This is a genomic window from Actinoplanes philippinensis (genome assembly GCF_900113015.1).
Taxonomy (GTDB): Bacteria; Actinomycetota; Actinomycetes; order Mycobacteriales; family Micromonosporaceae; genus Actinoplanes; species Actinoplanes philippinensis.
Window position 1 is genome coordinate 609,700 of record NZ_FONV01000003.1, and the last position, 21,810, is coordinate 631,509.

The window sequence follows — 21,810 nt, forward strand, 5'->3', positions numbered from 1 at the left end:
GGGAATTAAGCCGCCGCCTTCACGCGCCGTGCCGCGAGGAGCTCGGTCAGCTGCCCGGGCGGCATCGGCCGCCCCAGGTGATAGCCCTGACCGACGTGGTATCCGAGCCGCAGCAGCCGGTCGGCCTGCTCCTGGCTCTCGATGCCCTCGGCGACGGTGTCCAGGCCCAGCGCGTCGGCGAGCTGCGCCACCGCCCGGGCCACCGCCTGCCGGGCGTCCGCCGCCGGGGTGTCCGGCTCGTCGAGCTCGATGCCGTCGACGAACGACTTGTCCAGCTTGACGATCGCCGCCGGGAAGGCGCGCAGCAGGCTCAGCGACGACTCGCCGGTGCCGAAGTCGTCGAGCGCCAGCCGCACCCCCATGTCGTGCAGCTCGTGCAGCACCTGGGAGACGTGCTGGCCACGCAGCACCGCCGACTCGGTCAGCTCCAGGACCAGCCGGTTCGCAGGCAGCCCGGAGTCGGCGAGCGCGGCCGCCACGTCGGCGACGAAGTCCGGGTCGTGCAGCTGCCGCACCGACACGTTCGGCGCCGCCTTGTCCAGCACGTCCGGGCCGAACTCGGCGATCCACGCGGCCGCCTGCCGGCACGTCTCGCGCAGCACCCAGCGGCCCAGCGGCACGATCAGCCCGGTCCGCTCGGCGGCCGGGATGAAATCGGCCGGCGACACCAGGCCGCGCTCCGGGTGCTCCCAGCGCACCAGCGCCTCCACCCCGACGATCTCGCCGTCGCCGAGCGACACGATCGGCTGGTAGACGATCCGGAACTCGCCGGCGTCCAGGGCGCGCCGCAGGTCGCCGCCGAGCCGGGCGTGCGCCGACGCCGGGCGTTCCATGCCCCAGGCGTAGCGGACCCAGTTGGCCCGGCCGCGTTCCTTCGCCGCGTAGAGGGCGGCGTCGGCCTGGCGCAGCACGTCACTGACCGAGGTGTTCGGCGGGGCCGTCGCCAGCCCGGCGCTGAACTTCACCAGCAGCCGCTGCTCACTGATCGGCGCCGCGGTGGCGTCGGCGATCCGCCGGGCCACCTCCTCACCCATCACACCCGGCGGGACCAGCACCGCGAACTCGTCGCCGGCCAGCCGGGCCACCTCGGCGCCGTCGCCGGCCGCGTCCCGCAGCACCCGCGCGAACGCCATCAGCAGACCGTCGCCGGCGTCGTGGCCGAGCGAGTCGTTCACCGTCTTGAACTCGTCCAGGTCGGCCAGCAGCACGGTCGCCGGGCCGGTCTCCAGGGCACGGTCCAGGGCGTACCGGAACAGGGCGCGGTTGGCCAGGCCGGTCAGCGGGTCGTGCGTCGCCTCGTGCCGCAGCAGCGCCTCCGACTCCTGCTTCTCCCGCAGCAGCCGGGCGTTCTCCCGGTGCACCACGAACTGCCGCAGCGCCACCAGGGCGGTCACCACGACCGCGGCCAGCACCACGACCCGGCCCTCCCAGACGCCCGGCGCCCAGTGCCACGGCCGGATCAGCACGTCGGCGACCGGCACGTCGACGGCCAGCACCGCCAGGTACGGCAGCCACACACTGCCCCCGCCGGTACGCGCCGGAGCACCGTCGGCGGCCAGCTGACGGCGTGCGCCCAGAGCGATCAGCAGGCCGCAGACCGGCATGCACACCGCCTGGCCGGGCAGGATCCCGTGATAGCCGCCGAGCACCGCGAGCAGCGCCACCCCGGCCGCCATCAGTCCCGTCGAGGCGACCAGCCGCATCGCCCGGCGGTCCACCGGGCCGCCCGCGATGTACGACACCTTGGTGATCGCCCCGGCCGCGAACAGGCAGGCCAGCAGCAGCACCACCAGCGCCGAGGGGGTCCACGGGTCGGGCGCCCAGAACATCGGGGAGATGCCGAAGTGCCACAGCACGGTCGAGCAGCCGAGGAACGCGATGGTCCGGTCCAGCCACTGCTTGCCACGTTCGTACCAGCTCGACACGCCGACCGGGACCTGGGCCACGCCCCACATGGCGACGAGCACCCCGGCGCCGATCAGGCCGGCGCCCAGCGGGGGCATCGCCGGCAGCTCCGGCGCGGTCCGCACCGCGTCCGCCAGCAGCACCCCGAACCCGGCCGCGAACAGGTAGCAGCAGATCTCCAGCAGCAGCCAGAACCGCCGGCCGGCCGGCGCCGGCGTCATCCGGCGGCGCAGCGAGTGCGCCGCCAGCCCGCCCACGGCCATCGACAGCGGCATGAACACGTAGCCGATCGCCACCGGGCCCGGCCGGAAGGCCGTCCAGAGGATGAACCAGACGGTGCCGAGCAGGCAGATCAGCCCGGCCGACACGACGTGCCGCCTCATGACGTCAACGTCCGGCTGCGCTGCTTCTCCTCGTACATCAGCAGGTCGGCGGTGTTGAGCAGGTGGTCGCCGCCGCCCGCCGGGCCGGTCGCGATGCCGATGCTCGCGCCCACCGTCAGCTCCCGTCCGCCGATAGCGGTGGGCACGCCGAGCCCGGCCCGGATCCGCCGCGCCATCCGCTCCGCCGCCGGCCGGTCGCCGCCGGTCAGCACCGCGAACTCGTCGCCGCCCAGCCGGGCCGGCACGTCGTGCGGGCCGGTGCAGTCGCGCAGCAGGTCCGCCACGTGCCGCAGCACGGCGTCGCCGGTCGCGTGCCCGTACGTGTCGTTGATGCCCTTGAAGCCGTTGAGGTCGATCAACAGCACCGTGGCGTCGCCCGGGCACGCGTCCATCGCCCCGGTGAACCCGCGCCGGTTCGCCAGCCCGGTCAGATCGTCGTGCCCGGCCTGGTAGCGCAGCCGCTCGTGCAGCTCCCGCGACTCGGTGACGTCCCGCGAGTTGCACACGATGCCGCCGATGCCGGGCTCGTCGAGCAGGTTCACCGCGACCACCTCCAGCCAGCGCCACGACCCGTCGGCGTGCTGGTAGCGGCCCTGGAAGGTCATCTCGGCGCCCGGCGTCGCATAGAGCTCGGCCAGCTCGGCGTCGAGCCGCGCGCGGTCGTCGCGGTGCAGGGTGTCCAGCGAGCAGCGGCCCAGGACGTCCGCCACCGGGAAACCGAGGATCCGCTCGACCGCCGGGCTCACATAGGTCAGCGCGCCGGACTCCTCGGCGATCGAGATGATCTCCGAGGAGTGCTCCAGCAATGACGTCAGACGCTGCTCCCGCTGCCGGATCTGGCCCACCAGGGAGTCGTTCTCGGCCAGCGCCAGCACCTGACGGGCGATCACCACGCCCACGTTGACCAGCAGGCCGGCCAGCGCGCCCCACGCCGACACGCCGAGCCCCCGGGTGGCCAGCACGAAGACCAGGGCAACGGCACAGACCAGGGTTCCGGTGTACGGCAGGACGCTGTACCGCCGGCGGCGGCTGAACCACTCGCGCCCGTCGAGACCGTCCACCCCGTGCCGTTCCTGCAGCCGCGGCCCGGCCAGCACCAGGAAGCATGGGAGGAGGATCGACGCCATCTGCACACCGGTGTCCGGCACACTGCCGCTGGGCAGCAGCACGCTCGACACGGCCAGACCGATCGGCGCGAGCACCATCGGGACGGCGGCGACCCGGCTCATCGGGGCCACCCCGGTCAGCCCCGACCGGATCGCCACGAAGATCGCGCAGAGCACCACGCCGCAGCCGAACAGCGCCAGGAAGAACGCCCCCGGGCCGGCCCCGGCCATTCCCGGCCGGGTCATCAGGCACCACGCCACCACCGCCGACGCGGACATCAGGATCGTGGTGTCCAGCAGCAGCCGGGTCTGCTCGCGGCGGGACCGGCTCACCCTGCGCTGGGGCAGCAGGAGGCCGGCCATCATCACCACGACGCCGAGCATCATCGTCGCCGACTGCACCGGGTGGAACCCGATCTGCTGGATGCCCGGATCGGCGAGGGTGGTCCACAGGTCCACCACGTCGCCGGTGCAGAACAGCAGGCCACCCACGCCGACCGCGGCCCAGAAACGGCGCGCGTGCGGCGGCATGCCCGGGACCCGGCAGACCCGGCGCGACAGCCAGAACAGCGCGAGGTCGAGGATCGGGGTGACGATCCCGCCGGCGATCATCTGGGCGCGGGGCGTCCCCACGTCCAGCAGGAGGCCGCCGACCACGATCACGGCGGACACGGCCACCGTGATCAGCACCGGATCGCGCCACGAGCCGCCGCGTACCGCTGGTGGCATGCCACTCTCCGTCCTGGTCCGGTCCCTCCCCGCCAGCAATCGGCCGGAGGGCGCCCGGTCTTAGTCCTTCAACGCCGGCGACCGGCACGCCCCGGCTTGTCATGGCGGGTGGGGCGTACCGGTCGCCGGTGGTCTCGTCAGTCGTCCTCGGACTCGGACGGCGAGGGCGACCCGGTGGGCTCCGACGGCTCCACCGAGTGGGACGGCTCCACCGACTCCGACGGCTCGACGGACTCGGACGGCTCGACCGACTCGGACGGCTCGACCGACTCGGACGGCGTCGGGGTGGGCGTCTCGGTGGGCGGCACGGAGACGGACGGGGTGGGCGCCGGAGCCGGCTTCACCTTCCCGGCCGCCTGGACCTTGACGGCGGTGTAGGTGGCGCCCGACCGTATGCCGGTCACCGACACCCGCAGGCCGGTGGCAAGAGCCTCCAGCTTCACCTTCTTGCCGTTCAGCACGATCCGCGCGTTCGACGCGACGGTCAGGGTCACGGTCTTGCCGCGTACGTCCTTGGTGCCGCTGCGGGCGGCGACGGTGAGCGTCCCGGCGGCCGCGTCGACGGCGGTGACCGTTCCGCTCGCCTGGAACGGCGCCTTCTTCTCCGGCTTCGCCGGCTTGGCGGGCTTCGACGGCTTCTTGGCCGCCTGCACAGCCGGAACCGGGCTCTGGGCATAGGCGGCCACGCCGGTCACAGCGGTCGGGACGACGACCGCCACGGCCAGAGCGACGGCTGCGGCACTACGGCGCATACGCATTCGGGAGAACTCCTCAACTCGGGGGTGATGCCATCCTCGGCGGCTCCGGGTTCAGCCGGGTGCGTCCTCGGTTGCGGATCAGTTGCACCGGTTTTCTCACGGACGGTGAGATGCGCCGCGCCCCGCGAATGCGGGAGTTGACATGCTGTGCCGTACTGGGCGAATGTCCTGGGATGCACGAAGTTTGGCCGGACTCGGGAGTGCTGCTCGCCTCGCGATACCGCCTCGTCACGCTCCTCGAGACCGGTGGCATGGCGCAGGTCTGGCGGGCCACCGACGAGCTGCTGGACCGGCCGGTCGCGGTCAAGTTGCCGGCCGGGGACACCCGGGCCGCGCACATGGCCTGGCGGGAGGCGCGGCTCGCGGCCCGGCTCTCCCACCCGGGCATCGCCGCCGTCCACGACTACCGTGAGGCGGTCCGCCCGGACGGATCGGTCGCGCCGTTCGTGGTGATGGAGCTGCTCAGCGGCGAGACCGTCGCGGCCCGGCTGTGCGACGCCGACGGGCCGGTGCCGTGGGGCGAGGCCGTGTCGATCGGGGCGGCCGTCGCCGAGGCGCTGGCCGCCGCGCACGCCGCCGGGGTGGTGCACCGCGACATCAAGCCCGGCAACGTGATGCTGTGCCCCGGCGGGGTCAAACTCCTCGACTTCGGGATCAGCGCGGCCGCCGGCGAGGCCGACGACGACGACACCGGTGTCAGTTTCGGCACCCCCGCCTACGCCGCGCCGGAACGGCTCGACGGCAAACCCGCCGAACCCGCCACCGATCTGTACGGGCTGGGCGTGCTGTTGTTCGAGATGGTGACCGGCGATCCGCCGTACGACGTCAACACCTGGGAGGAGCTGGCCGCCGCGCAGGCGCACGGCCCCACCCCGCTGCCGGAGACCCTGCCGGCCCGGCTGCGCGAGCTGATCCTCGGCTGCCTCGACGAGAACCCGAGCCGCCGCCCCACCGCCGCCCAGGCCCGCCGTGTCCTTACCCGCCTCGTCCCGTCGGCCCCGGCCCGGCTCACAATCCCACTGCCCAAGCCACCCCCGACCGGCCACGCCAAGGTGCTGCCCGCCCAGCCCCGGGTCACCTCCGCCGGCGCCCGGCGGGTCGCCTTCGGCGCGGCCCTGGCCGGCGTCGCTGCCATCTTCGTGGCGGTCCTCTACGCCGCCAACGCCCCCGCCGACCCGACCGACCTGGCCCAGCCACCCGCCGCGTCCCCCACCACGGCCGGCGCCGGGTCGCCGGCCCCCAAGGAGGCGGTCGAGCCGACCAGCCCCGCCGCCCCGCCGCCGTCCCCACCCGAGCCCACCAGGATCACCCCCACCAACCCGATCCTGACCGTCGAGGCAGCCCTGACCCGAGTCCAGAACACCATCGACGAGGGCCAGCAGCAGGGCGAGATCCGCGCCGACGTGGCCCTCGACTTCCAGAACCTCCTCCGCCTCATCGACCCGGGTGACGACAACGTCACCGACCAGGTCGACCAGTTGCTCGACAAGGTCCGCCAGCGCCTCAACGAGCGAGCCCTGAGCCCGGCCCAGGCCGCCCTGCTACGCCAGCGCCTGACCGAACTCCGCACCGCCTCCACCCCCTGACCTCCTTCACCCCCGCTCCTCTCCTACCTGCGCCCCGGGTCACCCCCGCTCAGACATCTCTTCTCCCCCGGTCCCGCCAGGTCTCCCCCGCCGGGCCAATTCCCACCCGCAGCGGTACGGCCACACCTCCCCAACCGCCCCTACCCGTCCCGCCGCTTCCCGCGACACCGAAGCCGCTCAAGGCTCCAGCGCGCCCGCCGGGCATATGCGGTGCCCACGGCCCGAACAAACCCGGTCCACAGACGCACTCAACCGACGAGCCCCACCCACGCTCTCCGGAAGCCGTCCGTCCGAGCCGAGCCACACGCCGCCGGCTCAAGACGAGCCTCGTCCGAAGGCAGCCGCCACACCCCCTCCGCAGACCACGAGCGAGAGTTCGGCGCGCGCCGTCCAGCCGTCGCGATCAGGACCCCCACGACGACGTTCCCCGGCCAGCACGCAGGGCTCCATCAATGCCCCCGGAAACAACGCCGGACGCCGGCCACGAGAACACAGCCGACAAGCAACGTCGCATCCGGACCCCGGAAACGGCGCTGGGCTCCGGCCACGGAACACGGCCGATGGGCAGCGCTGCGACCAGGGCACGGAAAAGGCGGTGGGCAGCGGCTTTCGCCCGAAAGGCGCGGTGATGGGCGGGACCCACCGCCTGCGTCGCGGTGTGGCCACGGGAACCGGCGTGGCCGTACGAGAAAGGAAGGGTTAAGCGGAACCACGCAGGATCAGGCGGGTGGGCAGGACCGTCTCGAAGTCGGACGGCTCATCGCCGTCGATCTTGGCGAGGAGCAGGCGGACCATCTCCTGGCCCATCTGTTCGATCGGCTGGTAGACGCTGGTCAGCGGCGGGTCGGTGTGGCGGGCCACGACGGAGTCGTCGAAGCCGACGACGGCGACGTCCTGGGGGACGCGGCGGCCGGCGCGGCGCAGCACCCGCAACGCTCCGGCGGCCATCATGTCGGAGGCGGCGAAGACGGCGTCGATCTGCGGGTACTGCTGGAGGAGCCACTCCATGGCGGCGGCGCCGGAGAGCTCGCCGAAGTCGCCGCGGGCGGCCGGGCCCTCGCCGACGACGTCGCGGTAGCCGTCGTAGCGGGCGATGCCGACGGCCATGTCGAGCGGGCCGGTGATCGTGGCGATGCAGCGGCGGCCCTGGTCGCGGAGGTAGGTGGCGGCGGCGCGGGCGCCGGCCCGGTTGTCGGCGTCGACGAAGCTGACCGGCTCCGGATGATACGGCCGACCGGCCCGCACGGTGGGCACGCCGCGCTCCTCGAGCATGGCCGGGAGCGGGTCGTCGCCGTGCAGGGAGAGCAGCAGCGCGCCGTCGACGTGCTGGCGGGTGAGGTAGCCTTCGAGCTGGCGGCGCTCCTCGGGGGCCTGCGCGATCATGAGGACCATCTGCAGGTTGCGGGCGACCAGCACCGACGAGATCGACTGCACGATCCGGCCGAAGAAGGGCTCGGCGAAGAACCGCTCGCCCGACTCGAAGATCACGAGCGCTATCGAATCGGTTCGCTGAGTGACCAGCGCGCGCGCCGCCCGGTTCGGGACGTAGCCCAGGGCGTCGATCGCCTCCTGGACGGCTTCCCGCGCTTTGGGACTGACCTGAGCCGACCCGTTCACGACCCGGGACACGGTGCCACGGCCGACACCGGCCCTGGCTGCCACTTCTTCCAGAGTCGGCCGCCCGGTGGAGCGGCTCCGATCTTGATTCATCGCTGAACCGTCCTTTCCGCGACCGACCCACGGTACACGTGCGGCCTGCGGCTTTCCAGGGTGGTGGCGGCGCTGCGGCAGAGTTGTCAGGGTGAGACCTCACCGCATCGCGGTCCTGGTGCTGCCGGGCGCCGCCCCTCTGGACGTCGGCATCAGCGCGCAGCTCTTCGCTCCGAGGCATGGGCTGCCCTACGAGTTACGGCACTGTTCGCTGGCGGCCGGGCCGGTCAAGGGGCGGGACGGGCTGGGCTTCGTGGTCGAGTACGGCCCGGAGGCGCTCGACGACGCGGACACCGTGATCGTGCCCGGCTACAACACTCCGCTGCAGCCGCTCGACCAGCGGATCCTCGACGGCCTGCGGGACGCGGCGTTCCGGGGGACGCGGATGGTGTCGATCTGCACGGGCGCGTTCGCGCTGGCCGCGGCGGGGATCCTGGACGGCCGGCGGGCGACGACGCACTGGTCGATGGCGCCGGTGCTGGCCCGGGAGTATCCGAAGGTCACCGTCGATCCGGGGGTGCTGTTCGTCGACGAGGGGCAGGTGCTGTCGTCGGCGGGGGTGGCGGCCGGCATCGACCTGTGCCTGCACCTGATCCGGCGTGACCACGGGGTGCAGGCGTCGAACAATGTGGCGCGGCGGATCGTGGCCGCCCCGTACCGCAGTGGTGGCCAGTCGCAGTTCGTTCCCCGTACCGTGCCGGAGCCGTTGGGTGAGGTGTTCGCCGCGACGAGGGAGTGGGCGCTGCACCGGCTGGGCGAGCCGATCGGGGTGGCCGACCTGGCCCGGCACGCGGGGGTGTCGACGCGCACGTTCGGCCGGCGGTTCGTGGAGGACACCGGGTACACGCCGATGCACTGGATCCTGCGAGCACGCATCGACATGGCTCGTGAGCTCCTGGAGTGTTCCGTGCTGAGCATCGAGCAGATCGCCGCCGAGACCGGCCTGGGCACCGGCGCGAACCTGCGGATGCACTTCCAGCGGATCCTGGACATGACGCCGACCGAGTACCGGAAGGCGTTTGGCGGAAAACTTGCGGGATCCGGCGCTGCACCGTCTGCCGCTCGTTCCACCTAGGCCGAAGAATTAGCCGCATGAGAGCTGCTATCAACGGCTTCGGCCGCATCGGGCGAAATGTCCTCCGCGCCGCCGCGGGCCGGGACGACGACCTCGAGATCGTCGCCATCAACGACCTGACCGACGCCCGGACTCTCGCGCACCTGCTCCGCTACGACAGCACGCTGGGCCGCTTCCCGGGAACCGTCGAGGCGGCGGACGACCACCTGATCGTCAACGGTCACAAGATCGCCGTGACAGCCGAGCGCGACCCCGCGAAGCTGCCCTGGCAGGACATCGACGTCGCGATCGAGTCGACCGGCCGCTTCACCGCCGGCGCGGGCGTCCACGTCACCCGGAAGGTCCTGGTCACCGCCCCGGCGAAGGGCGCCGACGTGACCATCGCCTACGGGCTCAACCACGACGCTTACGACCCGGGCCGCCACCGCGTCGTCTCCAACGCATCGTGCACCACCAACGCGCTGGCCCCGGTCGCGTCGGTGCTCGACGACCTGGCCGGCATCGAGGCCGGCTCGATGACCACGGTGCACGCCTACACGCAGGAGCAGAACCTGCAGGACGGCCCGCACCGCGACCTGCGCCGGGCCCGGGCCGCCGGCGTCAACATCGCCCCCACGACGACCGGCGCGGCCACCGCGATCGGCGCGGTCCTGCCCCGCCTCGACGGGAAGCTGTCCGGCTACTCGGTGCGGGTGCCCGTCCCGGTCGGCTCGCTAGTCGAACTGAACGCCCTGGTCAGCCGGGACGTCACGGTCCAGGAGATCAACGCGGCGTTCGAGACTGCGGCGGCCGGACCGCTGCGCGGCGTACTGGAGTTCTCCATCGACCCCCTCGTCTCGTCGGACATCACCGGCAACCCGGCGTCGTCGATCTTCGACTCGCTGCTGACCGCCGCGAACGGCCGTCTGGTCAAGGTCGTGGCCTGGTACGACAACGAATGGGGCTTCGCGAACCGGGTCGTCGACACATTGACGCTCCTGGCCCGTTAACCTGTGCGGATGGCGGTCACCCTGGCGGATGTTGCCCGGCTCGCCGGGGTCTCCCCGGCGACCGTCTCCCGCGTCATCAACGACAGTGCGAAAAAGGTCAACGAGGACCTGCGGGAGCGTGTCCTCGCGGCGGTGCGGCAGTTGCACTACGTGCCCAACGCGCACGCGCAGAATGTGGCGCGCCCCCGCAAGTCCGCGGTCGGCGTGATCGTCCACGACGTCTCCGACCCGTACTTCGCCGAGATCACCCGCGGTCTGCAACGGCAGGCCGGGGCACACGACCGGCTCCTGGTGATCTGCAACAGCTACCGGGAGCCGGAGCGCGAGCTGGCGTATGTGGGGTTGCTGCGCGCCCAGCAGGTGCACGCGCTGATCCTGGCCGGGTCCGGCTATCACGACGACGAGTTCACCGAGCGGCTCAACGGGGAGCTCGAGGCGTACCAGCAGGCCGGCGGCCGGGTCGCCGTGATCGGCCGGCACCGTCTCGTCGGCACCGCGGTCCTGCCCGGCAACGAGGCCGGCGCCCACCAACTCGGCCTGCGCATCCTCGAACTCGGCCACCGCGAGATCGGCGTGATCGCCGGCCCGCGCTACCTGACCACGACGACCGACCGGCTCACCGGCTTCCGCCGCGCGTTCGCCGACACCGGCGTCGAGCTGCCGACGTCCCGCCTGATCTATTCCGACTTCACCCGCGACGGTGGCGCCGCCGCGGCCGGCACCCTGATGGACGCCCAGCCCGGCCTCACCGCGCTGATCACCCTCAACGACTCGATGGCGGTCGGCGCGATGGCCACTCTCCGTGAGCGCGGCATCCGCGTCCCCGACGACGTCTCGGTCACCGGTTTCGACGACATGCCGATCGCCCGCGACGTCACCCCCGCCTTGACGACGGTCCGGTTGCCGCTGGTCGAGATGGGCGAACGAGCGATGGCCCTGGCCCTCGACGACGACCACATCCCACACGCCGAGCCCGCCGACGCCACGATCGCCTGGCGCGCGTCGTGCGTGCCGCCGCCACGCTGACCCGCCGCCGGCGCCTCCCGACGCCCGACCCACCGTGACGGGCCGCAAGGCCGCCGGTCCGCCGCCCGACGCCCAGCCGCCTCACCGTGACGGGCCGCCGGTTCGCATCCCGACGCCCGGCCCACCTCACCCGATGCCGCGGGCTTCCCGCGTATCCGTCTTTCTTTTCGGTACGAGCCACGCCTGCACGGGTCCACGCAAGAGGCATCCTCACCGCCCCGGGTCAAGCACCATGCCCCTCTCACACACCCGGTCGTAGCCGTCCCCCGCCTTTCCGTGGTCCGACGATCTTCCCATCGGGCGTCGCGGCAGTCGCCCCCGCCAGCCGTCGACGGATCGCGCTCGCCGACAACCGTCAAGACGATCGCCTCGCCCCCGCGGCATCGATGGATCGCGCTCACCATCAGACGCCACGACAATCGCCCGCCAGGCGTCCGTGAATCACGCTCCCCATCGGGCGTCGCGACAAACGCCCCCGCCAGGCGTCCGTGAATCACGCTCCCCATCGGGCGTCGCGACAAGGGCCCCCGCCAGGCGTCCGTGGATCACGCTCGCCACCAGGCGTCGCGACGATTGCCCCGCCAGCCGTCGACCGATCGCGCTCGCCGTCAGGCGTCGACGTGGTTGCGCTCGCCATCCGGATCGAACACCGCGATCACCTCGGCCGGCCCACCCCGCGCCCCGAACGCGTGCGGCGTCATCGTGGAGAAGGACGCCGCCTCTCCTTCGTGCACGAGCACCTCCCGTTCGCCGAGCAGCAGCTCGATCGTCCCCGACAGCACCGTGAACCAGTCCCGCCCCGGATGCACCCGCTGATCCTCGGGCCGCCGTGACGCCGGCCGGACGACCCGGATCCGCGCGACGGTGAGCCCGTTACGCCCGTCGTCCCCGCTGAGCACCCAGGTGGTCATCCCCCGCTCCGGATGGTGATGCGGCTTGATGACGACAGCATCTCCCGCCGTCTCGACAAGCTGATCAAGGCTGGCCCCGAGCGCCCGCGCGATGGCCGTTAGCTGGTCGAGCCCGATCCGCCGATGCCCCGTCTCGATCCGGCTCAACGTCGACGGACTGAGAAAGCACCGCCCCGCCAGCTCATCGAGGGACCACCCTTTGGCGATCCGAAGCCCTCGAATCCGGGCCCGGACAATCGCATCCACCTCAGCGTCTTGCGTCATACGCAAGATTGTATGCGTCAGCCGCAATCAAGTCCTACAGTCGATCCCATGGCAAACGCGAACCACCCCGACGCCCCACACCCCCGGCCCCACGCCCCCATCCCCTCGGCTCACGGCGAGGGCCGCGGCCATGGCGAGCGTCACGATCACGGCGACGGCCACGATGGCGGGCACGGACACGGCGAGGGACATGGGCCCAGCAAAGGCCGAGCACAGAGCAGCGGCAACGGGCACGGTGGCAGCCATGAACACGCTGACGGTCACGGACACGGCGGCCAGGGACACGCTGGCGGCCACGAGCACGGCGGCGGGCACGGGCACGATGGCGGGCACGGCGACGGCCTTCAAGAGATGCTGGACCTGGACGCCGAGGTGGCCGCCGGTCAGCTGGCCGAGCTGACCACCCGTATCGCCGACCTCGCCGCCGGCCACCCGGTCCGCGACGTCCTGGACATCGGCGCAGGCACCGGAACCGGAACGTTCGCCCTGCTCCGCCGTTTCCCCGAAGCATCGGTGACCGCGATCGACACCTCCGACGAGATGCTGCGGCACCTGCAGGACAGCGCCACCCGCCATGGCCTGGCCGACCGGATCCGCCCGCTCCGCGCCGACCTCGACGAGGCATGGCCCGCCACCGGCCAGGCTGATCTGGTGTGGGCTTCGTCGTCGATGCACCACATGGCCGACCCGGATCGGGTGCTCCGCGACATCCACGCCACCCTGCGCCCCGGCGGTTTGCTGACGGTGATCGAGATGGAGCAGATGCCCCGCTTCCTCCCCGACGACCTGGGTTTCGGCCGTCCCGGCATGGAGGCCCGCTGCCATGTCCTGCTCGACCGGGCCCGCGCCGAGCACCTGCCGCACATCGGTTCGGACTGGCCGTCCCGCCTGACCGCCGCCGGTTTCACGATCAGGGAGTCCCGTGAGGTGACCGTCGGCCTGCAGTCCCCACTTCCGGAGACCGCGATCCGCTACGCCTACGCAACCCTGGGCCGCATCCGCTCCCGCCTGGCCGACGACCTGTCCCCCGAGGACCGTTCCACCCTGGACGCGCTCCTGGCCAAGGACAGCCCGAACGCCCTGCACACCCGCTCCGACCTCCAGGTCCTGAGCACCCGGGCCGTCTGGATCGCCACCCGCCCCGAGTAGTCCTCACCCGAACCGGCTCCCCGAGCTGCCGAAAGCCCACCGAACAGCCCTGACACCGGCCCGCCCGCAACACAACCCGGGACATGGCCGGCTCTCAGGGCTGCCGGAAGGCTCCGGGACAGCGCTGGGAGCAGGCTGGGCTCAGGCGGTGGCGGTCTCGGCGGCTCGCTCCTCGATGATGGACTTGATGCGGTCGGCCTGGACCCGGCTCTTGATGCCGGTCACGGCCTGCACCTTGTAGCGGCTCAACCGGCCGGTGCTGCGCAGGTGCTCGAAGAGCTCGGCGCCGTGCATCTCCAGCAGATCCTCGTCGCTGGCGGGGCGGACGCTCTGCGGGCGGGGCAGCAGTTCGGCCCAGGGCTGGGCGCTGCCGGGTGCGCTCATGCCGCTGAGCGCGAGCACGTAGTCGCCGATGAACCGCCGGATCGTCGCCTCGTCGAGCCGGGGCGCGCTGGGTGCGAGCAGGTCGGCGAGTTCTTCGGGGTCGAGGGGGGTGCCGTCGCCGAGCTCCTCCTCGAGGGCGGTGCGCAGGTCGAGGAGCGCCTTGTGCCAGGCGTCCGAGTCGACCGGGGCCAGCGCCGGCGACGGCAGGAAGTCGCGCCACGGGTACGCCGACTCGACGTGCTCGCCGTCCAGCTCGCTGATGTACTCGTTGATGAACGTGCGGACCACGCCCTCACCGAGCTCCTGCACGCGCGGGGCGAGCTTGCGGGCGAGCTCGGTCCGTCGCATGTAGTTCATCTCGGGCAGGTCGTCGGCGGTGATCTCCTCGGCGACCATCTTGCTGAGCCGGTCGACGGCGAGCCGCCACCAGGGTGATCCGGCGATGCTGACGGCCGGCCGCGCCCCGGTCGGTGTGGCCGCCCAGGCCGGCGTGGCAGCGGGCGCGGGAACAACAGCCGGCACGGGAGCGGCCGCCGAAACGGTAGCGGCCGGCGACACGGGAGAAGCCGCCGATACCGGAGCCGCCGATACCGGAGCGGCCGATACGGGAGCCGCCGATGCGGGACCGGCGGGGGCGGCGGCCGGCAGCGATGGGACGGGAGCCGGCCCGGCCGCGCCGTCGCGGGTCACCCCACGCTGCGCCGGGATGGGCAGGACGCCTCCACCGGCCGCGATGGTCCGCTCGACGACGGTGGCACGCCCGGGAACGGCAGGAGCGGGCGCGCCGTTCGCGCCGGACCGCCCATTGACGGCGACCGGCTCGTTAGCGCCCGCCGGCCCGGCCGCATCGGCAGTCCCCGAACCGACGGTGACGGGCTCCGCCGCCCCGCTCGCGACCTCGGGATCGGCGACGGCCGCCGCCGGCTGAACGAACTGAACCGGCTCCACGAATTGAACGGCCTGACCGGACGGAGACGCGGGCACGGACGCGGCCGGAGAAGAAGGAGAAGCAGAGGGGGAAGCCGGCCCGGCGATCGAAGCAGTCAGCGGTGCCGACGGGACGGTCGCGGCGGATGTGGACGCTCCGCCGTCGGCGAGCGACCTTTCCGGGTCGGCCGGCGTGGTGAGCCCGGCCAGGACGGCGGCGGCCGGTGTCTCCGCCGGCGCCGGGGTCCGGACCGGCACGGCGATCCGCACCGCCCCCGGCACCAGCAGGTCCATCACGCGCTGGATCCGGGCGAGCTGCTCGATGACCTCGTCGACGACGGGCTCACCGGCGGTGCGCGCGTCCTTGAGGAGACGGTTGCGCCACCACGGCTTCGGGAACCGGCCGGCGCTGACCCGGTGGTAGTTGACGACCATCCGCCGGACCTGACGGTCGGCCGCCATCCGTACCAGATCGGGGTCGTCGTCGGGGATGAGCCAACCCCAGCGCTCCGCGAGGCGGCGCGGACTGTAGGCGAAGCGCCCTCGCCGCACCCGCTGCCCGGCGGCGGTCAGCGCCGCCCACCACATCAGGAAGATCATGCAGGGTACGGCCAGACGCAGCAGTTTCTCGGTGAAGGTGACCGCGTTGCTGGCCACGATGACACCGGAGAGTCCCGCGATGAGGGCCGCGATCCACAGCATCGGCCCGGGGTGGCCGGGCGTGACGACGGTGCCGTCCGGCGCATAGGTGGAGGTGCGGCGATACTGCTCGGCGGCGAGCGACGTGGCGGTGAGGAAGCAGATCTCGAACACCGCGAACACCAGCACCGCGAAGATCTTCGGCAGCTTGAGCTGGTCGATCGCGATGACCCACATGCCCTCGGCGTTGAGCAGCAGAGCCAGGTTCATGCTGAAGGCCAGCGCGATCGGCCGCAGCGGCTTCTGGGATCGCCTGGCCCAGATCGCGAAGCTGATCAGGAGCACGACGCCGAGGAGGCCGCCGGCCAGCAGGACGAGGGCGGCATAGTCCTGCCAGAAGCCGGCGACCAGGTCGTTGAGCTGCTTCACGAGGTGACGCCTTTCGAAGCCGGGAGGAACTCGTCGAGCGCCGCAGCGATCAGCGCGGAGCGGTTGCCGGTAGTGTGCCGTGCCGCCAGGTCGTCGATCACGGCGAGGTTGGCCGGATGGGGCCGGAGGGACACCTGCACCCGGTCCTCGCGGTGCCGGCGGCGGCCGGACCGCTGGCTGATGAAGATGCCGTCGGTCTCGTCGGCGGGCTCACCGGCGCCGCCGACCACCTCGGCGAGCCGGGTGTGGGTGGCGTTGAGCGCGTCGAACACCAGCTGGGTGTGTGAGCGGCCGGTGTCGGCGGCCAGCTCGCGCAGCCGGGAGCGCACACCGACGGGCAGGTAGACGATCACGCTGCCGCCGGACCGGACGGCTCCACTGTCGCCGTCGGTGATCGTGTGTGTGCTCGCTGGCACGGCTGGTCCTCCCCTGTGTCGGCCGGTGTCGGCGGGCTTTCTACCACGTCCGCGTTACGGACTCGACCTGCCACGCGCGAGAGGTCTTCGCGATCTTCACGAGCGAGCCATGAGGCTATCCGATCGTGCTATCCGTTCGCGATCGCCGCGGGCCCCGGGTGGCGGCCGTCTCTCCGGCCCGGCCCGGGTGGCGAAGATCCATTCCTCCCCCTACGGTCGGAATCGATCGGTCGTACGCGGGGGAAGGTTCCGAAGGTGATGGTCTGGACGTGGGCGGCCGTCGCCGTCGCGGCTGTCGTGATCATCCTGACGAGTGTGGCGGCGGTGGCGGTGTGGCAGCGGCCGTCCCGGGCGCCGGCGGTGCCGGGTGAGGTGCAGGAGCTGCTGGCCGATGTGGACGCGGTGCGTGCCGCCGCCGACCGGGCCGCCGCCGAGGCCGACGAGGCGCGCCGCCGGGCCGAGCTGGCCGCCGGCGCACGTGATCAGGCGGAGGACCGGTTCCTGGAGGCGCAGTGGGAGGCCCGGGTCGCCACCGTCGACGAGACACATCTGCTGGTGCAGCGGGCGGCGCTCGCGGCGTATCGGCGGGGTGAGCTGTCGGTGGAGCAGCTGAACGGGATCTGGCACTCGGCCGGCCCACCGGCGGCGCTGCTCGACGACGGCCGGGTGCGGGATGCCCGCCGGGCGTATGAGGCGGCCGTCGCGGAGACGGTTCAGGTCCGCGAGCAGGCGCATGTGGCGTCGGTCGCCGCCGAGGTGCTGGTGGAGGAGGTGTGGAATGCGGAGTTCGACGCCGTCGAGGCCTGGGAGGCGCAGGAGGCGGCCCGTCCCACCCTGGACAAGCTGTTCGTCGACACCCCGTCACCGGCCCCGGGTGACCACGCCGACCGGCAGGGTTAGAGGAACCATCGGACGACGGTGACCACGCCGATCACCGCGAAGGCCACCAGCAGCAGGAAGATGACGGCGACGGTCGCCCCGTTGTCGTCGACCGGGGGCTGCGACGCCCGGCGCGCCGGAGCAGCGGGAACGGGATCCGGCGCGGGCGCGACCCAGGGAGCGGGCGGCCCGGCCGACAAAGGCCGGCCGGGCAACGGCGCATCGGACAACGGCGCGTCGGGCAAAGGCGCGTCGGGCAAAGGCGCGTCGGACAAAGGCACAGCGGGCAGAGGTGCGTCGGACAGACGCACGGCAGGCAGAGGTGCGTCGGACAGACGCACGGCAGGCAGAGGTGCGTCGGACAACGGCCCGGCGGGCGGAGGTGCTGCCGGTGAGGGTGACGGCGTGCTGGGAGGCGGCGCGGCCGGTGAGGCGGCCCGGTCGGTCAGCTCCGCGAAACGGGCAGCGGCGAGGCGGCCCAGACCACGGGGCTGCTCGCCCCGCAGGATGAGCGCCCGCAGCTGGTCCGGCGCGGAGCGGTAGTAGGCCTTGTCGAACGCCGCGAGTTCGGCCGGGGTGACGTCCTCGGTGAGGTAGCCCCAACGTCCGGCCTCGGCGAGGTTTCCGGTGCGGCGGTGCACAGCGGCGAGCCGCGCCCGCAGCCCGAGATCGTAGGGGTCGGCGGCGATGAGGCTGTTCAGCCGCTGGGCGGCGAGATGGGTGTGGCCGCGATCGAGGTCGGCGTCCACTTTGGCCAGGACATCGGACTTCGCCATGCCGCCGATTCTGGCGGGCACGCGCCACCCGGCAGAAGCAAGCCCTACCGGAAGCAAAGCCCTACCGGAAGCAGGGCACGGCGAGAGCAGGGCACGGCGAGAGCAGGGCACGGCGAGAGCAGAAAACCACCGAATACCGAACGGCCCGGCTGCCATGGCAACCGGGCCGTTCCGAGGATCACCCGAGGTGGTACGGGTTCACTTGTTCAGGTTGCAGGCGGACAGGCCCTCGGCGTTCAGGTCCGGCTTGGCGGCGTTGCGGCCGATCGCCGTCTCCATCCGGTTGATCGTGGCGAAGCGCTTGTCCTTCAGCGGGCCGAGGATGGCGTTGTTGATGAAGTTCACGCCACCCTGGAAGGCCGTGCTCTTGATCCGGGCGTTGGCCTCGTTGATCTGGGTCTGCAGCAGGGCCTGGTTGCGGTCGATCTCGGCCTGCGCCTGCGCCGGGATCGCCACGTTGATCACGACGTCCGGGCAGTCCACCTGCGCGGTGCCGTCGTTGATGCCGACGTTGCCGGTGTTGCGGCTGGCGGCCTGCTGGTTGTTTCCGGCGTTGCCGTTGTTGCCCGCGTTGCCGTTGTTCGCCGGGGCCTGCGTGGTCGGGGCCGCGGTCGGCTCGGCCGCGGCGCCGCCGCCACCGGCGTTGAGCGAGCAGGTCGACAGGCCTTCGGCGTTCAGGTTCGGCTTGGCGGCGTTGCGGCCGATCGCCGTCTCCATACGGTTGATGGTGGCGAAGCGCTTGTCCTTCAGCGGGCCGAGGATCGCGTTCTGCACGAAGTTCTTGCCGCCCTGGCCGACCGAGCTCTTGAGGCGGGCGTTGGCCTCGTTGATCTGGGTCTGCAGCAGGGCCAGGTTGCGGTCGATCTCGGCCTGCGCCTGCGCCGGGATCGCCACGTTGATGACGACGTCGGGGCAGACGATCGTGCCGACGTTGCCGACCGCGGCGGCGCCGGCCGACACCGCGGCGGCGGGCACGTTGGCCGGCTCCGGCGAGGCGTTGCCGCCGCCGTTGGCGTTGAGGCTGCAGCCGGACAGGCCCTCGGCGTTCAGGTTCGGCTTCGCGATGGTCCGGCCGATCGCCGTCTCCATCCGGTTGATCGTGGCGAAGCGCTTGTCCTTCAGCGGGCCGAGGATCGCGTTCTGGATGAAGTTCGCGCCACCCTGACCCTGGGTGTTGGCGATCCGGGTGTTCGCCTCCTGGATCTGGGTGTTCAGCAGCTGCAGGTTGCGGGCGATCTCGGCCTGCGCCTGGGCCGGCACGGCACCCAGCTTGTCGGCGACCGTCGGGCAGTTCACCGTGGGAACGCCGTTCTCGGCCGCTGCCGCCACACCCAGTCCGACGCTGACCACGGCCACCGCGACACCCGCCACACCGACCACACGCCAGCGTCGGATGTTGGATCCCCCGGCGTTGCCCCGGTAGCTCTGGTACCGCTTCATCTGCGTGCCTTCCTCTTGGACCACCTTCTCGCCGGTCCATACGGGAACGCTCCCAGGGGCGGATCACCCTTGATCGGAATAAAGGAAAACTTAAGGTTCAGGCTCTTCCTCTTTAAAGGAACCTCACCATGCGAACGTCTCCTCGGCGCTCACGCTGGTGGCGCGCGCGCGCAGGACGCCGTACAACCTGCCGGTGAAGGTGGTCTCGGCGGCGACCCATCGCTTGGTGTCTCTGGTGTAGAACGAGAACTGGCCGCCGGGCGCGCTGTTGGAGTAGTAGCGCTCCCAGCCACCGACCTTGTCGGCCTGGGCGCGCAGCATCCCGTAACGGGCGCCGGCGTAGTCCAGCTCCGCGGAGACGAAGTCGTTGTTGGCCTGGGCGCGGATCCGGGTGACGCCGGTGCCGGCGTCCCGGCAGACGATGAACTTCTCCCACTTGCCGGGTGTCGCCGCCCGGGCCCGCAGCGCGCCGTAGTCGCCGCCGTCCCAGCCGATCTCCGCGGAGACGTAGCGACCGTTGGCGATGGATTTGATCGTGAGGTCGTGCCAGCACGGCACCTCGGCCGCCCCGGTGGCCGCCGCGACGTCGCGGCGCATCCGCTCCAGCACGGGCGAGCCGGCGCCGGGTGGGGTGAGGATCGCCGTGGAACCGGACGCACCGGCCGGTTCGGCCAGACTGGCGAGAAGAAGGATTCCGACCGGGACCGCCGCCAGGCGGCGGACAGCTGATTTCATGAGAACCACTCCGCAAATACGGAAATGTCGGGAATAGGCGTCAGCGTAGTCGAGGGGAACTCGCTGGTCCGGGGCATTCCCGAATCCGTGCGGAAACCGATTCCCGGCCCGTCACCGACGGGCCGGGAATCAGCGACTCAGCACCGGCCCGCGCCGGCGCCCTTGTTGACCAGCGCCGGGACGTCGGCGGTCGGGGTGACCGGCCCGGCCCGCAGCACGGGCGTCCAGCCCGCGTCGGTGCCCAGGTCCGGGTCGTGGGTGGCATTGTGCTCGGCGACCAGGTTCACCGCCCGCACCGGGCCGGTGCCGACCCGGGTCAGCGTGCCGATCTCGGTGATGGCCGTGCCGCCCCAGTCGTAGACCGCGTCGTCGAGGGCGATGTCCGCACTGCGCAGCAGGAAGTTGTTCTCGGCGTAAATGGCCGAGTAGACCCCCACCCCCCACGAGTACGAATAGGTGTCCTCGTCGGTCTGGTAGTAGTAGTTGTTGTAGACGTCGACCTGACCGAAACGCACCCGGGGAACGCGTTGCCCGACGTTCGCGAATTTGTTGTGGTGCAGGGTGACGCGCAGTTTCCCGACATCCGCGCCGACCGTGTTGGTCGAGCCGATCAGCATCGTCTTGTCGTGTTCCTGGAAGACATTCCAGGAGGCGGTGACGAAATCGGAGGCCCGGATGATGTCGAGCGCGCCATCGTGCACCTGATAGGGCCGGCCCAGATGGAGCGGCTGATTCGCGTCGTCGTTGTCGCCGTCGCTGAACGTGTTGTGGTCCGCCCACACGTGCGTCGCCCCGGTCAGGGTCACCAGGTCGTAGGCGGAATTCCAGTTCCCGAGCGAACCGTCGGTCGGATCCCAGGCCGGGAAACAGTCGGCCGCGTCCTCGAACCGCACGTTGCGCACGATCACGTTGTCCACGTTCTGGATCAGCAGGTTGCCGCCGACCAGCCGCGCGTTGGGCAGGCCGTAGACGGTGGTGTTGGGACCCACCTTGAGCTGGACCCGGGCCGCCTGATTACGCGCCGAACGGACCCGCGCCTCCTCCAACGGCCCGGTCGGCCGGGTGGCACGGCCCCACACCGCCGGATCATAGGCGGCGAGATAACCGTCCAGGGTGTAGGCCGGATCCGCGTAGTCGGCACACGTCAGCGGATTACCGGCGTCATCCTCATTGGCTCGGATGGTGCCTTTGATCAGCACGATACGGGGTGTCGGATCGGTGCCGCCGGCCAACGCGGCCGCCAATTCGGCACGATTGCTCACGACGAACACGTGCGCGTCGTCGGCCGCGGCGCCACCGGTGGTTCCGGTGGTGGAGGCGGCCCACCCGTCATTCGCGGGAAGGACCTCCCGCGCCCCGGCCGGCGTTTTCACGGCGGCCGCGGAGGCGGGGACAGTGGCGACACCGGCGGCGAGGACGAGGCCGATGGTCGCGGCGAGAGCGGTACGCACGGCCTACCCGGCCGTTTCCCGGTCCGGCAGAACAATCCTTGACATCAAAACCCTTTCTCTCCATGACGAAAACCCTTTCTGGTACGGAAGGAACAGCCCACGACCGCAGAACGGCCCCTCCCGTCGCTCCCCCGCGACGCCCG

The 21,810-nt window shown here is 71.8% G+C and carries 17 protein-coding genes and 1 pseudogene; 6 read left to right on the top strand and 12 right to left on the bottom strand.

The window, feature by feature from the left end; all coding sequences use genetic code 11:
* Positions 1–5: 5 nt before the first annotated feature.
* The 3 genes from BM290_RS09610 to BM290_RS48195 all read right to left on the bottom strand — a co-directional run bounded on the left by BM290_RS09610 (position 6) and on the right by BM290_RS48195 (position 4,881).
* Entirely contained in the window at positions 6–2,288 is a 2,283-nt protein-coding gene (locus BM290_RS09610; RefSeq protein ID WP_093612159.1) for a putative bifunctional diguanylate cyclase/phosphodiesterase, read from the bottom strand.
* Complete coding sequence (locus BM290_RS09615; RefSeq protein WP_093612161.1) at positions 2,285–4,123, bottom strand: diguanylate cyclase domain-containing protein; 1,839 nt, start codon at positions 4,121–4,123, stop codon at positions 2,285–2,287. The genes BM290_RS09610 and BM290_RS09615 overlap by 4 nt, the downstream gene beginning before the upstream one ends.
* A gap of 137 nt (positions 4,124–4,260) precedes the next feature.
* A complete protein-coding gene (locus BM290_RS48195) occupies positions 4,261–4,881 on the bottom strand; it encodes a hypothetical protein (RefSeq protein ID WP_177319643.1) in 621 nt (206 codons plus the stop codon).
* A 173-nt stretch (positions 4,882–5,054) separates the two neighbouring features.
* Here BM290_RS48195 and BM290_RS09630 point away from each other — a divergent pair, with 173 nt between their 5' ends.
* Positions 5,055–6,467 carry a serine/threonine-protein kinase gene (locus tag BM290_RS09630; protein ID WP_093612167.1) on the top strand — a complete coding sequence of 471 codons (1,413 nt, stop codon included), beginning with the start codon at positions 5,055–5,057 and terminating at the stop codon, positions 6,465–6,467.
* A gap of 699 nt (positions 6,468–7,166) precedes the next feature.
* Here the strand turns inward: BM290_RS09630 and BM290_RS09635 are convergent.
* Positions 7,167–8,177: a LacI family DNA-binding transcriptional regulator gene (locus BM290_RS09635; RefSeq protein ID WP_093612169.1), complete on the bottom strand. Its 1,011-nt coding sequence runs from the start codon at positions 8,175–8,177 to the stop codon at positions 7,167–7,169.
* Positions 8,178–8,268: 91 nt separating this feature from the next.
* On the opposite strand from BM290_RS09635, the gene BM290_RS09640 reads away from it, so the two are divergent.
* The 3 genes from BM290_RS09640 to BM290_RS09650 are packed head-to-tail and all read left to right on the top strand — an operon-like array spanning position 8,269 to position 11,267.
* The gene (locus tag BM290_RS09640; RefSeq protein ID WP_093612171.1) at positions 8,269–9,252 is read left to right on the top strand and encodes a GlxA family transcriptional regulator; all 984 of its coding nucleotides are present in this window, start codon (positions 8,269–8,271) and stop codon (positions 9,250–9,252) included.
* A gap of 17 nt (positions 9,253–9,269) precedes the next feature.
* A complete protein-coding gene (gene gap / locus BM290_RS09645; RefSeq protein ID WP_093612173.1) occupies positions 9,270–10,241 on the top strand; it encodes a type I glyceraldehyde-3-phosphate dehydrogenase in 972 nt (323 codons plus the stop codon).
* 9 nt (positions 10,242–10,250) lie between these two features.
* Positions 10,251–11,267 carry a LacI family DNA-binding transcriptional regulator gene (locus BM290_RS09650; protein WP_093612175.1) on the top strand — a complete coding sequence of 339 codons (1,017 nt, stop codon included), beginning with the start codon at positions 10,251–10,253 and terminating at the stop codon, positions 11,265–11,267.
* Positions 11,268–11,875: 608 nt separating this feature from the next.
* Here the strand turns inward: BM290_RS09650 and BM290_RS49605 are convergent.
* Both BM290_RS49605 and BM290_RS49610 read right to left on the bottom strand, forming a co-directional pair.
* Positions 11,876–12,178, bottom strand: coding sequence for a cupin domain-containing protein (locus tag BM290_RS49605; RefSeq protein ID WP_239143216.1), 303 nt, complete (start codon positions 12,176–12,178; stop codon positions 11,876–11,878).
* 60 nt (positions 12,179–12,238) lie between these two features.
* Positions 12,239–12,442: pseudogene (locus tag BM290_RS49610) on the bottom strand (helix-turn-helix domain-containing protein); the annotation flags it as partial.
* 351 nt (positions 12,443–12,793) lie between these two features.
* Here BM290_RS49610 and BM290_RS09660 point away from each other — a divergent pair.
* Positions 12,794–13,591: a class I SAM-dependent methyltransferase gene (locus tag BM290_RS09660; RefSeq protein ID WP_203779026.1), complete on the top strand. Its 798-nt coding sequence runs from the start codon at positions 12,794–12,796 to the stop codon at positions 13,589–13,591.
* A 141-nt stretch (positions 13,592–13,732) separates the two neighbouring features.
* Here BM290_RS09660 and BM290_RS09665 read toward each other — a convergent pair whose 3' ends face one another.
* Complete coding sequence (locus tag BM290_RS09665) at positions 13,733–15,970, bottom strand: polycystic kidney disease 1-like 3 (protein ID WP_093612181.1); 2,238 nt, start codon at positions 15,968–15,970, stop codon at positions 13,733–13,735.
* On the bottom strand, positions 15,967–16,386 hold the full coding sequence (locus tag BM290_RS09670) for a hypothetical protein (RefSeq protein ID WP_093612183.1): 420 nt from the start codon (positions 16,384–16,386) through the stop codon (positions 15,967–15,969). Before BM290_RS09670 ends, BM290_RS09665 begins: the two co-directional genes overlap by 4 nt.
* Before the next feature lie 255 nt (positions 16,387–16,641).
* Between BM290_RS09670 and BM290_RS09675 the strand changes: the two genes are divergently transcribed.
* Complete coding sequence (locus BM290_RS09675) at positions 16,642–17,286, top strand: hypothetical protein (RefSeq protein WP_143133676.1); 645 nt, start codon at positions 16,642–16,644, stop codon at positions 17,284–17,286.
* Here BM290_RS09675 and BM290_RS09680 read toward each other — a convergent pair.
* The 4 genes from BM290_RS09680 to BM290_RS09695 form a co-directional block, all read right to left on the bottom strand.
* Positions 17,283–18,041, bottom strand: coding sequence for a DUF6584 family protein (locus tag BM290_RS09680; RefSeq protein ID WP_093612187.1), 759 nt, complete (start codon positions 18,039–18,041; stop codon positions 17,283–17,285). The genes BM290_RS09675 and BM290_RS09680 overlap by 4 nt on opposite strands.
* A gap of 198 nt (positions 18,042–18,239) precedes the next feature.
* A complete protein-coding gene (locus BM290_RS09685; RefSeq protein ID WP_093612189.1) occupies positions 18,240–19,481 on the bottom strand; it encodes a hypothetical protein in 1,242 nt (413 codons plus the stop codon).
* A 123-nt stretch (positions 19,482–19,604) separates the two neighbouring features.
* A complete protein-coding gene (locus tag BM290_RS09690) occupies positions 19,605–20,216 on the bottom strand; it encodes a fascin domain-containing protein (protein ID WP_093612191.1) in 612 nt (203 codons plus the stop codon).
* A 137-nt stretch (positions 20,217–20,353) separates the two neighbouring features.
* The gene (locus BM290_RS09695; protein WP_093612193.1) at positions 20,354–21,667 is read right to left on the bottom strand and encodes a pectate lyase family protein; all 1,314 of its coding nucleotides are present in this window, start codon (positions 21,665–21,667) and stop codon (positions 20,354–20,356) included.
* Between the last annotated feature and the right edge of the window lie 143 nt (positions 21,668–21,810).